Origin of the sequence: Aquabacterium sp., from assembly GCF_035476535.1 — a bacterium.
Lineage (GTDB): Bacteria > Pseudomonadota > Gammaproteobacteria > Burkholderiales > Burkholderiaceae_C > Pseudaquabacterium.
Genome location: NZ_DATILJ010000114.1, coordinates 1 through 12,375 on the forward strand (window position 1 = coordinate 1; position 12,375 = coordinate 12,375).

Below are 12,375 nucleotides of genomic sequence, written 5' to 3' on the forward strand. Positions count from 1 at the left end.
GACCGGCGGTGCCGGGGCAGGCGCTTGTTGACAGGTCCACCGCGACATCGTCGTCAGCCTCGGTGCCATCCGCGCTATCGGCGCCATCTGCGTTATCAGCGCTAGCGACGCCATCGGCGCCTTCCGAGCCTTTGGCGAAGACCGGGGTCTTGTCGCCCGACTTGGCGGACAACAGGCGCGCGAATTGCTCGCCACCGGCCTGATGGTCCGACACCTCGCTGCCGCGCGGCGCCAGGCGTGACGCCAGGGTCGGGCCTGCCTTCGAGGTGCTGCTCGGCAGTTCCATCGTCGGCCCTCAGCGCAGCGCGGCGGCCGGCGCCCGCCACTGGTCTTCGAGTTCGGTCTCGACACGGCGCTCGCGCAGGGCCACCACGGCGCGTTGCGACTGCTCCGCCAGGCCGCGCACGGCATCTTCCTGCGCCATTGCGCGGGTCAGCTCGGCGCGCGCCTGTTGCAGCTTCTCCTGCGCTTCTTCCTGCTGGCGCTCGTCGCCGATCAGTGCGTATTCATCGCGTTCCAGGCGGTCGGCCAGCTTGTCGCGCTGCGCCACCACGGTGCCGGACCAGCGCGGCAGCTGCGTGGCCAGCGCATGCACGACAGCATGGCTCAAGGCCTCCATGTCGCGCCGCAGCTGCACGATCTTGCGCTGGCGCGCGCGCACCGCTTCGGCCGCGGCATCGATCTCGGCCTGCGCCGCGCTGCAGCGCTCGCGGGCGCGCCGCACACGCAGGCCGCGCAGGCGAACGAGCTGCGCGGCTTCGTGCGGGTTCGGCAGCCGCGTCATGAGCACACCTGCTGCAAGCGCTGGATCGTGTCGCCGAACACGGTGGCTTCATCCGAGCCCTGCGTCAGCAAGGCGCGGATCGCCGGCATGCGTTCGATGGCCTGGTCGGCCAGCGGGTCGCTGCCGGCCTGGTACTCGCCCACGCGCAACAGGAACTCCACCTCGGCATGGCGCGCCATCAGCGCGCGCAGCCGTGCCGCCGCCGCGCGGTGCGGGCCGTCGGCCACGCGCGTGAAGACGCGGCTGGCGCTGCCCAGCACGTCGATCGCCGGGTAGTGGTGGGCCTGCGCCAGCTGCCGCGACAGCACGATGTGGCCGTCGAGGATGGAGCGCACTTCTTCGGCCACCGGGTCGCTGTTGTCGTCGTCCTCGGCCAGCACGGTGTAGAACGCGGTGATGGAGCCCGCCGCGTCGTTGCCGGCGCGCTCGAACAGCCGTGGCATCTCGGCGAAGACCGAGGGCGGGTAGCCGCGCCGCACCGGCGGCTCCATCGCCGACAGGCCCAGCTCGCGCAGGCCACGCGCAAAGCGGGTGACCGAATCGACCAGCAGCAGCACGCGTTTGCCTTCGGCGCGAAAGCCTTCGGCGATGGCCGTCGCGGCATAGGCCGCGCGCACCCGCTCCAGCGCTGGCCGGTCCGAGGTCGAAACCACCACCACCGAGCGGGCCAGGCCTTCTTCGCCCAGGCTGTCGTCGAGGAACTCGCGCACTTCGCGGCCACGCTCGCCGACCAGCGCGATCACGTTGACGTCGGCGCGGGCCTGTCGTGCCAGCATGCCGAGCAGGGTCGACTTGCCGCCGCCGGCCATCGCGAAGATGCCCACGCGCTGGCCTTCGCCGACGGTCAGCGCCGCGTCGATCGCGCGCACGCCGGTGGCCAGCGGCGTGTCGACGCCGCGGCGCTTCAGGGGTGATGGTGCCGGCGCGTGCAAGGGCGTGTGGCGCAGCCCGGGGCCGGGCTGCAGCGGGCGGTCATCCAGTGGCTGGCCGAAGGCGTCGATCACGCGGCCCAGCAGCGCCGGGCCGCAGGGCACACGCGCGTCGTCGGCGATGGCCTGCACGGCTGCACCGACCGCGACACCCTGCAGCGGCCCGTATGGCGCGAGGATCACTTCGTTGCCGCTGAAGCCGATGACTTCGGCGAGCAGCGGCGCGCCGGCACCGCTGGCATGGGTGGGGTCTGCCGGCTGTGCGGCGTCGAAGATGTGGACTTGCTGGCCGATGCGGGCGCGCAGGCCGGTGGCCCGCAGCACCGTGCCGCCGGCCTGCACCACGCGGCCTTGTTCGACGATGGTGCGTGTGGTCTGCAGCGTGCGCAGCAGCTGTTGGGGGGCTGCGCTCATGTCAGTTGCTCCGCCGCGTTTTGCGTGACCTGCGACGCTGTTGGCGCGAATGTCTGTGACTGCACTCGGCCCATTGCGGTCGTCGGTTTGGCTTGAATGCAGACGTTCAGCTTGCATTGCCGAGGGCGGTGACTTTGCGTTGCACTGCGCCGGGATTCCGCCCCGGCCGGCGGGTCACTTTCTTCTGCGGGGCCAGAAGAAAGTAACCAAAGAAGAGGCCCTGAAAACCAAACGTTCATCAGTGCCTCCGTTACTCCAGCACGGAGGCACAACTGTGAACACGTCCCTGGCATTCTTAATACCCCGAACCGTCGGTCACCAGATTGGCAGTGACAACACGCTGGCATACGAAAGCGTGCAAGCCTCTGGCCGAATGGGCGCAAGGCGCCCGGCGAGCGTTGGAAGCGGCGCCCCGCTTTCGAATGCCAGGGCGTGATATGTGCCAATCTGGTGACCGACGGTTCGGGGTATTGAGAATGCCAGGGAGGTGCCGCCACTGGCGCGGCTGCATCTTGCGTGCGGATGCACGGATGGACGTTCAGGTGCTTTCTTTGCTTCCTTTCTTTGCACCAGCAAAGAAAGGGAGTCGGCCGCCGGGACGAAATCCCGGCCACTCCGCAGGACTCAACAATCGAATGTCGGCTGTCAGCACACCAACCGAAAGACAGCAAAGGGCCGTCTGCAGCCATCAGCGAAGGGCGCAGCCGCTCCACAGGCATCGCGGCGCGCAACGATCGACGGTTCATCCTGGTGGTCCATTGGGTTGAATGCCGCCCCATGCCGCTGCCAGTCGTGCCAACTGGGCTTCCAGCGCCACGTCGACGCTGCCGTGCTCGGTTTCGAGGCGGCAGGCATCCACCGCACACGCCGGATCGGCGCGCACTTCGAAGCGCAGGCCGCCGGTGCCGATGCGCTCGGCCAGCCTGTCCTGCACCGCATCGGCCTGCGCCGGGTGCACCACCAGCACCAGCGAGGCGCTGGGCAGCAGCTCGGCCGCGGCGGTCTCGGCCAGCGCCGCGAGCACGGCGTCTTCGGCGACATGGCCGAGCAGTTTGCGCACTACTTCCAGTGCGAGGGAGGCCGTATCGCCGCGCAGCTGGGCGCGTTCCGCGGCGGCGGCGTCGCTCAGCTGCATCAGCGTGGCGGCGAGTTGCTCGGCGGATTCGCGCTGCGCCGTGGCGAAGCCCTGCGCATGGCCTTCGCTGCGGGCCTGCGCCACCGCGTCGGCCATCATCTGCATCTGCACGTCGCGCCGGTGCTCGAGCGTGTCGCGAAGGGCCTGCGCATGCTGCAGCACGGGCACTTCGGCCGCGCGCAGCACCAGCCGCGTCGAGGCCAGGCGGGTGTCGCCGGCACGGTGCCAGATCAGGAAGGGCCGGCTCATGGGCTCACCGGGGCTGTTGCTGCTGTTGTTCATCACGGGCGCGGCTGCCGGCCTCACGCGGCGCAGGCCGCGGCCGCCCCGGCAGCGGCCGCGACCGCCTTGGCATGGGGCTGCGCGCCACCCTGGCCGAGCGCGCGGCCGCGGGCGATCAGGCTGGCCGCCAGCGCCGCGCTCATGGCCGACGCCGCGGTGGCCCCGGTGGCGGCGATGACGATCGCGCGCAGCAGGCCGGGCGGCATGGCCGCCAGCAGCACCGCGAGGCCGGCACTGCGCAACTGGGCCGCGACCTCGCCGGCATGATCGATGCGCGGGCTGCGCACCAGGCCGCGCGGCATCGCCGCTTCGGGCTGCGTGAGCAGATCGTCGAGCACGGCGTCGCCCAGCAGCGCGCGCGCCGCGGCCAGGCGCGGGCCGTCGATCCACAGCCGCAGCTCGGGCGCATAGAGCAGCGCGCCGATGCGGGCCTGCAGGATCAATTGCGCGGCCTCGGGCAGCGACAGCCATGCCGGCGCCTGGTCGAGCGCGTCCCAGTCGAGCACGTCGACAGCGGCGGGGGCCAGGTCGACCAGGCGTTGCGCGACGGCAGCGCGGTGGCGCCGCTGCTCCGACGCCGCGGCACCGGTGTTTTCGGCCATCTTGGCTGTGCTCATGTCATTGCTCCTTGCGGCGCAGTGCCGTCTGGAAATCGGTTCGGGGCAGCGTTGCCTTGCGTGCATCGGGCGCGGCCAGCGCGGGCAGCACATCGGCCGGCAGCGGGTGGCGCTGGCGTCGATGCCACCACAGCGCGCCGCTGCCGAGCAGCACGAACGCCCCGGCCAGCGTGCCGAAGAGCAAGGGTCCCTGCAGCCCGCCCAGCCCGGCACGATCGGCTTTCGACGGATCGGCCGGCATGGCTTCGGCCGGGAACAGCGCGACGGTGACGTTGTCGTAGGACAGGCCCTCGATGCTGTTGACGACCAGCGCCTTGATCTGCGTGACCTGCGCGGCAAGGTCGCGGTCGGGGCGGTGCTTGATGAACACCGAAGCGGCCGACGGCTGGGGCTTGTCGCTCAGCAGCGGATGGCGTTCCGGCACCACCAGGTGCACACGGGCCGTGACCACGCCGTCGATGCTGGCCAGGGTGTTCGAGATCTCCTGGCTCATCGCATGGATCAGCCGCGCCCGTTCTTCGAGCGGCGACGAGACGAAGCCTTCGCGCTTGAAGACCTTGCCCATCGTGTCGAAGGTGTCGCGCGGATAGCCCTGCGCGTTCAGCACGCGCACGGCCTGCGGAAAATCGCCGCGCGCGGTGAGCACCGAGAACTGGCCATCCTGGCTGTGCTTGTCGGCATCGATGCCGGCACTGCGCAGCACGGCGACCATCTCGTTGGCCTGGCGCTCGGTGAGCTTCGAATACAGCTCCTGGTTCGAGCAACCGGCCAGCCAGGTGCACAGCAGCACGGCGGCAAGGGGGATCCAGCGGCGTGTCATGGCTTCAGGCTTGTTGGCGGAACAGCTGTTGCAGGCCGTCCGAAGTGCGGTTGGCGATGTTCGAGGTGAGCTGGCAATGGAACATGAATTCCTGGCAGCGCACGGTCAGCATCACCACCTCGCTCGGGCTCATGTCGCGGCCGGCGCGCTGCGCGGCATTGGCGTCCAGCGACAGGCGCGAGGCCTCGTTATTGATGTGCTCGAAGGGCGTCATCAGCTGCTTCACCGCTTCCGAGGGCGCGCCGACCGGCCGCGCCTCCAGGCGCGCCTGGGCGCCGGACAAGGCCTGCTGGAAGCCGCCGATGTCGGACAGCGATACGCCGTAGCCGACCTGCACCGGCGCGGCGCCGGCGCTGGCCGACGAGGCCGGGCCCAAGGCCGCGGCGGCGGCGATCTCGAATGTCATGACGGTCTCCTGGAATGAGCGCGCCGGGCCGCCGTTCGTGGGCGGCGGCCCGGCGCGTGATCGCTTAGCCCTTGCGCGCCATCGTCTCGAGGGCCTGGCCGACTGTCGAGATCGAGGTGTTCGAGCTGTTCGACAGGAAGCTCATGCGCAGCGACTCGGTGGTCAGCTCGGTGATGGCCGAGGGGTTGTCGGTGCCGCCGGTGGCGATGGCGTCGGATTTCTGCTGGATCACCGAGGCCTGGCTGTCGAGGGCCTCGCCCCAGGCCTGGGCCAGGGCCTGGAACCAGCTGCTGCCGCCGCTGGACTTGTTCTGGGTCATCGGCGTGGCGGCGATCAGGCTCATCGGGTTGACGTAGTTGCTCATGGTGTGCTCCTGGGTGTACTGCGGGGTCTGCCGCGGGGTTGGGATTAGGTTGCGGGTGGGGACTCAGAAGTTCAAGTTGGTTAGCAGGCCGTCGCGCTCGAGCACGACGCGCTGCGCGGCGATCTGCGTGATGCGGTGCCCCGAGGGCAGCAGCGCACCGATGAAGTAGCGCGCACCATCGACCGTGACGACATACGCCGGCTCGCCGGGCACCAGCGACGCGATGCGCTTGTTCGGATCGTCCGGCAGGATCGGCGTCTTGGGCGGCAGCGGGACGGCGGTGTTGCGCAGCGTCAGCTTGTCCAGGCCGCGCACGTCGCGGCGCACCACTTCTTCGGCGCGCGCCAGCCGGTTGGCATCGGCTTCGGAGGCCTCGGCGACGATGCGCCCCGGGCCTGCTGCCTGGGCCTGCACCGCAATGCCGTTGATGCGGAACAGCTCGGTGACCTCGCGCGCGATCGCTTCGTCCACCAGCACTTCGAGCGATGGTGTCCACTGGCGCGCTGCCAGCCAGCCATCGAGGCGGCCGCGTTGGGCCTGCGTCGACAAGCGGCCGCGCAGTTCGATGCGCCCATCGGCCTGCGGAGTGGCCGCCAATGCGGCGAATTCGCTGGCCTTCAGGGCCTCGGTCAGCGTGGACGCGGCCAGCACCGGCACCGGCCGCGGCGCGGCGGCGACATGGGCCATCCACAGGCTGCCGGCACAGGCCAGCAGCACGCCGGCGCCGGTGGCGGCAAGCCAGGCTTCGGCACGGCGGCGCAGCGGTGGGCGAATGTCCAGCGCGGTGGAACCGGCCTGCGCCGGGTCCGGTGACGAACCCGCGGCAGCAGCGACAGGCCACGCGTCTTCGCAGGCCAGCCCAAACGCAATGACCGAGTCGCCGACGTGCAGCGGTGCATGGCGCGACCAGGCCGCGTGCGCCCCGGCCGGCAGCGTCGCGTCGCCCAGGCGCACCTCGCCTTCGAGCACCTCGATCAGGCCATGCGCCAGGTCGGCCGTCACATGCACCCGCGCCGGGGCGCCGCCGCCGCGCAGCACGATGTCCGCACCGGCGTCGGGGCCCGGCGCCGAAGCGATCACGCAGCCGGTGCCTGCCGCCAGCGGCGCTTTCGCGCCGGCCTGCGGGCCCTCGAGCACACGCAGTTCCAGGGTCTGCAGCGAGTCAAGCAGTTGGGCATCGCGGTTCATGGTGGGTGCTGGCCTCAGGGTGGTCTTGTGTCAGGGGCTGGTCTTGCTTCAGGGCGTGGTCTTGCCGGTGCGGGCGGCTGAAGGCCGCGCATTGACGGCACCAGGCGTGAAGGCCGCCGGCCGCGCGGCGGCAGGGCCGGGCATCGCGTCCAGGTCAAGCACGACCGAGCTGCGGGCAGGGGGTGCATAGACCGGCGGCGCGGCGGCGGGCGCCTGGGCGATCGCGCGGGCCTGTGGCGCGTTGGGCGATGCCGCGGCCGTCTGCAGCAAAGGGGTCGGCACCGGTGCGGGTGCTGGGGAGGGCGCGGGCGCAGGTGCCGACAAGGGCGCAGGCGAGGGCGCCCTGCCGGTGGCCGCAGCGGGGCCGGCCGCCGGCGCCGCCGTGGTCTGCAGCGCCGCAGGGCTGGTGGCCGGCCGTGTGGCTGCCAGCCGCGGCGTGATCAGGAACATGCGCTCGATGCGCGCGCTGCTGTTGGTGCGGGTCTTGAACAGGTTGCCGACGACGGGGATGTCGCCCAGGCCCGGCACCTTGTCGACGCTGGACGAGGTGCTGTCGCGCGTCATGCCACCGATCAGCAGGCTCTCGCCTTCCATGATCAGCGCCTGGGTGTTGATGGTCGAGCGCTCGACCACCGGGATCTGGTCCACCGTGCGGCCGGTGATGTTGCCGTCCTCGACCTGCACCATCAGCTTGATGCGGGTGTTGTCGCGGTCCTTGAAGACATGCGGCGTGACACGCAGCGAGGTGCCGGCGCTGACGTTGAACAGGTCGACCTCGTCGCGGCCGGCAACGCGCACGAAGAAGGTCGAGCTGTTGTCGAACAAGGCCTCGACGTTCGACAGCGTCACCACCTGCGGGCTGGAGACCACGCGGGCGGCGCCTTCGGCCTGCAGCGCCCGGATGCGCGAGACGAACTGGCCGACCGAGCCGAGCACCGCGGTGACCACGCCGCCGGCACCGGTCACCGGCACGTTGCCGCCGAAGCCCAGCGAATTGCCGGCGTTGTTGAAGCGCCAGTCGACGCCCAGCTCGCGCATCTTGTCGGTGTTGACGTCGATGATCGTCGCCTCGATCTCCAGCGATTGCGGTTCGACATCCAGCGCGGCGATCAGCTGCTCATAACGCGGAAGGCGATCGGCCAGATCCCGCACGATCACCGCGTTCAGGCGCGGGTCGGCCTCGATGCGGACCTGGTTCGGGTCGGCGGCGATCGTCGGCTGCGGCTCGGCCGGCTGCGCGGTGCGCGCCAGCGCCGCGACCAGCAGGTCGGCAGCGCTCTCGCGGTTGTTGCCGCCGGCCGTCTTGACAGGAGTGCCTTGGCTGGCCAAGCCCTGGCCCCGCAGGCTGGGCTGCGTTGGCCGCAGCATGACTTCCTGGCCCAGCGGCGCGCCCGGCCGCGCGCCGACCAAAGAACGCAGGATTGATGCAACCCCGGGCAGCAACACCTGGCGACCGCCGAACGTCATGGTCTGGTCCTGCGCCCAGGCATAGCGCAGGTAGAAGACACGGAAGTCGATCGCGCCGGCACCTGGCGCGGCGGCGGCAGGTGCGACTTGCGTGGCCCGCATCATCTCGTCGAGCTGCTCGACGAAACGGCGTGTGCCCACGGCCAGCATGTTGCCTTCGCCGCTGCGGCGCAGCGTGTTGCGGGCATCGGGCAGGCCCAGTTCACCGGCTTCGCGCAGCACCCGGTCGGCCACCGCCGGCGATGCGGTGAAGCTGCGCCGCACCATGTCGGCCGCCGGCACCACGTGCATCACCGCGCCGTCGTAGTAGCTGACCAGGTTGTAGACACGTGCGACATCACGCAGCACCTTCTCGGCCGGCCCGGTGAAGCTGCCATTGACCGAGCCGGTGAGGCCGGGGCCCAGCGTGACCGGCACGTCGACCGCGGCGAACAGGTCCTGCAGGAAAGCGCCGATGGGCTGCTCACGAGCGGTGATGGACACAGAGCGTGAACCGTTGGGCATGGCCCCGGCTTGCGCCGGTTGCAGCGCTGTTGCCGCGATCATCGAACCGACGAACAGGCCCAGCGCTGCGCGCCGGACCCCGGAAACCAGGGTCGTGAACATCAAGCGGCCTCCAGCATCGCGCCGGGGGCGGCGATGCGGTCGAAGACTTCGAGCTGCAGCGTGGGCATCAGCTCGTGGTAGGACAGCACCGGCATGTCGAAGCATTCCGGCTCGATCAGCTTGCGCAGGTGCCAGCGCACGTCGATGGCGGTGACGATGGCTTTCGGCGCGCGCTGCGCGATGCTGCTGCGCACGGCCTCGCTGATGCGGCGCGCCATGTCCGGGTCGAGCGCGAGTTGCGCCACGCCGCTGCTGACCCGCACCGCCTGGCGCAGCAGGTCCTCCAGCGCCGGCTCCAGCAACACGGCAGTGAGCAGGCCGTCGGGCGCCGCCTGGTGGCTGATCTGCCGCCGCAGCGCGATGCGGGCGAACTCGGTCAGTGCATGCACGTCCTTGTCGCGTTGTCCGGCTTCCGACAGCGCCTCGAGGATGTCGCGCAGGTTGCGGATCGACACCGATTCGCCGACCAGCCGCCGCAGCACATCGGCCACACGCTGCACCGGCAGCGCACGCAGCACTTCCTTGACGACATCGGGCGCATCGGCCGAAGCGCGGGTCAGCAGGTTGGTGGTGTCCTGCACGCCGAGGAACAGCGACGCGTGGCGGCGCAGCGCCTGACGCACCGGCTCGCCGAGCGCACGGTGCGGGTCGTCGGCCGGCATCTGGCCGTGGGCGATCGGCACTTCATAGGCCAGCAGTTCCCAGCGGTCTTGCGCGGCGGCGCCGGGCTGGCCATGCACGTGGATGCGCGGCAGCGTCAGGCCCAGGCCGAGCTGGAATTCGTCCAGCACTTCTTCGAGCGTGTGGGTCAGCGTGGCCGCCCGCTGCGAGGCCAGCAGCGCGGACGGCACGCGCAGCAGCAGCGGCACCGAAGGCCGGCTCGGCGGCAGCGCGGTGGCGGTGACCTGCTGCGGTGTTTCCAGGCGCCTGACGAGGCCACGTGCAGCCGGGTGGCGCAGCTGGCGCAGCCGTTCGCGGCAGGCCGGCGTCAGCAGCAGGCCGGCGCCGGCGGAGGCCAGCGCCAGCATCAGAAAGGCCGCGGCCGGGAAGCCCGGCACAACGGCCATCAGCACGCAGATGCCGCCGGCCACCAGCAGCACGCGCGGCTTGGCCGCGATCTGCTTGCGGATCGCGTCGCCCAGGTGCTTGTCGGTCTCGTCGTCGGTGGTGCGGGTGACGATCAGGCCGGCGGCCATCGCGGCCAGCAGCGCCGGGATCTGCGCCACCATGCCTTCGCCGACGGTCAGGATCGCGTACTTGGTCAGCGCGGCGCCGACATCCATGTCCTGCATCATCACGCCGATCGCCAGCCCGCCGAGCAGGTTGATGACGATGATGATGATGCCGGCGATGGTGTCGCCCTTGACGAACTTCATCGCGCCGTCGAGGCTGCCGTGCAGTTTGCTTTCCAGCTCCAGCGAGCGGCGGCGCCGCCGGGCTTCGTCCTTGTCGATCAGGCCGGAGCGCAGGTCGGAATCGATCGACAACTGCTTGCCCGGCATGGCATCGAGCGAAAAGCGCGCCGCCACTTCGGCCACGCGTTCGGCGCCCTTGGCGACGACGATGAACTGCACCACCGTGATGATCAGGAAGACCACCAGCCCGACCACCAGGTTGCCGCCGGCGACCACCTTGCCGAAGGTGTCGATGATGGCGCCAGCATGGCCTTCGAGCAGGATCATGCGCGTGGTGGCGATCGACAGCGACAGGCGGAACAGCGTGGTCATCAGCAACACGCTGGGGAAGACCGAGAACTCCAGCGGCGAGGCGATGTAGATGCCCAGCAGCAGCAGCACCACGCCCGAGGCGATGTTGAAGGCGACCAGCAGGTCGATCAGCCAGGCCGGCAGCGGCAGGATCATCATCGCGACGATCGAAATCACGCCGGCCACCAGCACCAGGTCGCTGTAGCGCGCGAAGGCGCTTTCATGCACCGCGCCGGCGCTGCGGAAGTACGACGACATCGTCATGGCCGGCCCTTTGCTGCGTTAGCGCTTGTCGGATTGCAGGGTTTCACGTCACAGCCCCTTGGCGACCAGCTGGCCACTGCCCGACACCGCGAATTCGGTGCTCAGCCGCTGGTGGATGGCCAGCACGTCGCGCACATAGGCCTGCGTCTCCGGATACGGCGGCACCCGGTTGCCGTGCTTGGCAACCGCGCCTTCGCCGGCGTTGTAGGCCGCCAGCACCAGGCGCAGATCACCGCCGTAGCGGGCCTGCAGCGTGCGCAGCAGCGCGGCGCTGGCGCGCAGGTTGGTGCCGGCATCGTGCAAGGACTTTTCCGGGTTCGCGACACCGAAGCGCTGCGCCGTGGCCGGCATCATCTGCATCACGCCACGGGCGCCGGCCGGCGACACCGCCTGGGCGTTGTGCCGCGACTCGACATGCGCGATGGCGTGCAGCAGCAGTGGGTCGAGCTCGTTGGCGCGCGCCGCTGCGCTGAGCGCCGGCGCCAGCGCGACCACGCGCTCACCTGCGGCGCCGAGCGGCGCGCGCTCCGACGGCAGCGCGCCCATCGCCAGCGTCACCGGCTCGGGCACGCCCACCAGGTTGATCGCGATCGTCGTCGCGCGGTCGAAGAGCGCGAGCTGCTCGGTGCGGTGCACCACCGCCGGTGCGTCGAGACCTGGGCATTGCTGCGCGATGAGGCGAAACTTCGATGTCCCGGTGCTGGCCATCGCGTCCGTTGCCATCGTGTCGGTCGCCATCGTGCCGGTCGGCCCGGGCGTGCCCGCAGCTGGCAGCGGCGCAGTGCAGGTCGCGGCGCCGGCCGGCAAGGCGGTGGCGGCCAGGATCAGCAACGTGAGGGCTGCCGCGGCGATGACCGGGAGCACGATGCCGGTCCAGGCGCCTTGCTGCTGTGATCGGGGTCGACGGGCCATGCACGCTCTCCGGTTCTGGGGGACCGGTCTGGGTTGCGCCGCCCGCGGCAGGCGTTCAAGGCTTCGCGCGGATCTGGAAGGAATCCTGCGCGAGTGTGCCCTTCGTCACGCTCAGGAAGGCCGTGCGCAGCTGCTCGACCGAGGCCACCGGCAGCGGCTGGAAGTCGGCGCCGTTCAGCTCGCCGGGCAGGGCCGCCAGCACGTCCTTGTCGGTGCCGAAGCAGGTCACCGTCTCGGTCAGGCCGCGCGGGTTCATCGTGATCTCGAAGCGCTGCGCGCCCGGCAGTTGCAGCGCGGAGGCTGCCGTTACGTGCGAATCGCGCTGGAAGCGGTTCGGGAAGAAGCGCGTGATGCGCCGGTTCTCGTCCTGCAGGAAGCAGTAGACATGGGCATCGCGGCTGGGCCGGATGAGCAGTTGCACCGCATCGCCACGCGCGAAGCGCTGGGCCTCGTTGGCCGCGCCGATGCGCAGGTCCAGCGG

General features: G+C 70.6%; 12 protein-coding genes and 1 pseudogene. All 13 read right to left on the reverse strand.

Annotated elements, in window-relative coordinates; all coding sequences use genetic code 11:
• Positions 1–286 (reverse strand): annotated as a pseudogene (locus VLK61_RS11780) (hypothetical protein); the annotation flags it as partial.
• Positions 287–295: 9 nt separating this feature from the next.
• Positions 296–784 (reverse strand): hypothetical protein, encoded by a 489-nt coding sequence (locus VLK61_RS11785; protein WP_325421343.1) that lies wholly within the window; start codon positions 782–784, stop codon positions 296–298.
• The gene (locus tag VLK61_RS11790; protein WP_325421345.1) at positions 781–2,127 is read right to left on the reverse strand and encodes a FliI/YscN family ATPase; all 1,347 of its coding nucleotides are present in this window, start codon (positions 2,125–2,127) and stop codon (positions 781–783) included. The genes VLK61_RS11785 and VLK61_RS11790 overlap by 4 nt, the downstream gene beginning before the upstream one ends.
• A gap of 742 nt (positions 2,128–2,869) precedes the next feature.
• On the reverse strand, positions 2,870–3,544 hold the full coding sequence (locus VLK61_RS11795) for a FliH/SctL family protein (protein WP_325421347.1): 675 nt from the start codon (positions 3,542–3,544) through the stop codon (positions 2,870–2,872).
• Between the two features lie 20 nt (positions 3,545–3,564).
• The gene (locus VLK61_RS11800) at positions 3,565–4,161 is read right to left on the reverse strand and encodes a hypothetical protein (RefSeq protein ID WP_325421350.1); all 597 of its coding nucleotides are present in this window, start codon (positions 4,159–4,161) and stop codon (positions 3,565–3,567) included.
• Position 4,162: 1 nt separating this feature from the next.
• A complete protein-coding gene (gene sctJ, locus VLK61_RS11805) occupies positions 4,163–4,981 on the reverse strand; it encodes a type III secretion system inner membrane ring lipoprotein SctJ (RefSeq protein ID WP_325421352.1) in 819 nt (272 codons plus the stop codon).
• A gap of 4 nt (positions 4,982–4,985) precedes the next feature.
• Positions 4,986–5,387 (reverse strand): hypothetical protein, encoded by a 402-nt coding sequence (locus VLK61_RS11810; protein ID WP_325421354.1) that lies wholly within the window; start codon positions 5,385–5,387, stop codon positions 4,986–4,988.
• A 64-nt stretch (positions 5,388–5,451) separates the two neighbouring features.
• Positions 5,452–5,751, reverse strand: coding sequence for a hypothetical protein (locus VLK61_RS11815; protein WP_325421356.1), 300 nt, complete (start codon positions 5,749–5,751; stop codon positions 5,452–5,454).
• Positions 5,752–5,814: 63 nt separating this feature from the next.
• Entirely contained in the window at positions 5,815–6,939 is a 1,125-nt protein-coding gene (locus tag VLK61_RS11820) for a SctD/MshK family protein (protein WP_325421358.1), read from the reverse strand.
• A 48-nt stretch (positions 6,940–6,987) separates the two neighbouring features.
• Positions 6,988–9,012, reverse strand: a complete 2,025-nt coding sequence (gene sctC / locus VLK61_RS11825; RefSeq protein ID WP_325421360.1) for a type III secretion system outer membrane ring subunit SctC — start codon at positions 9,010–9,012, stop codon at positions 6,988–6,990.
• The gene (locus VLK61_RS11830) at positions 9,012–10,982 is read right to left on the reverse strand and encodes an FHIPEP family type III secretion protein (protein ID WP_325421361.1); all 1,971 of its coding nucleotides are present in this window, start codon (positions 10,980–10,982) and stop codon (positions 9,012–9,014) included. Before VLK61_RS11830 ends, sctC begins: the two co-directional genes overlap by 1 nt.
• Before the next feature lie 48 nt (positions 10,983–11,030).
• Positions 11,031–11,894 carry a lytic transglycosylase domain-containing protein gene (locus VLK61_RS11835; RefSeq protein WP_325421362.1) on the reverse strand — a complete coding sequence of 288 codons (864 nt, stop codon included), beginning with the start codon at positions 11,892–11,894 and terminating at the stop codon, positions 11,031–11,033.
• 55 nt (positions 11,895–11,949) lie between these two features.
• A partial coding sequence (locus VLK61_RS11840) for a DUF4384 domain-containing protein (RefSeq protein ID WP_325421363.1) occupies positions 11,950–12,375 on the reverse strand: 426 nt, incomplete at its 5' end.

Bases quoted from the DNA above. Each gene is read 5' to 3' on its own strand.
- sctJ (WP_325421352.1), bottom strand. From the start codon at position 4,981: ATGACACGCCGCTGGATCCCCCTTGCCGCCGTGCTGCTGTGCACCTGG.
- VLK61_RS11815 (WP_325421356.1), bottom strand. From the start codon at position 5,751: ATGAGCAACTACGTCAACCCGATGAGCCTGATCGCCGCCACGCCGATG.
- VLK61_RS11790 (WP_325421345.1), bottom strand. From the start codon at position 2,127: ATGAGCGCAGCCCCCCAACAGCTGCTGCGCACGCTGCAGACCACACGC.
- sctC (WP_325421360.1), bottom strand. From the start codon at position 9,012: ATGTTCACGACCCTGGTTTCCGGGGTCCGGCGCGCAGCGCTGGGCCTG.
- VLK61_RS11800 (WP_325421350.1), bottom strand. From the start codon at position 4,161: ATGAGCACAGCCAAGATGGCCGAAAACACCGGTGCCGCGGCGTCGGAG.
- VLK61_RS11785 (WP_325421343.1), bottom strand. From the start codon at position 784: ATGACGCGGCTGCCGAACCCGCACGAAGCCGCGCAGCTCGTTCGCCTG.
- VLK61_RS11820 (WP_325421358.1), bottom strand. From the start codon at position 6,939: ATGAACCGCGATGCCCAACTGCTTGACTCGCTGCAGACCCTGGAACTG.
- VLK61_RS11795 (WP_325421347.1), bottom strand. From the start codon at position 3,544: ATGAACAACAGCAGCAACAGCCCCGGTGAGCCCATGAGCCGGCCCTTC.
- VLK61_RS11835 (WP_325421362.1), bottom strand. From the start codon at position 11,894: ATGGCCCGTCGACCCCGATCACAGCAGCAAGGCGCCTGGACCGGCATC.
- VLK61_RS11810 (WP_325421354.1), bottom strand. From the start codon at position 5,387: ATGACATTCGAGATCGCCGCCGCCGCGGCCTTGGGCCCGGCCTCGTCG.
- VLK61_RS11830 (WP_325421361.1), bottom strand. From the start codon at position 10,982: ATGACGATGTCGTCGTACTTCCGCAGCGCCGGCGCGGTGCATGAAAGC.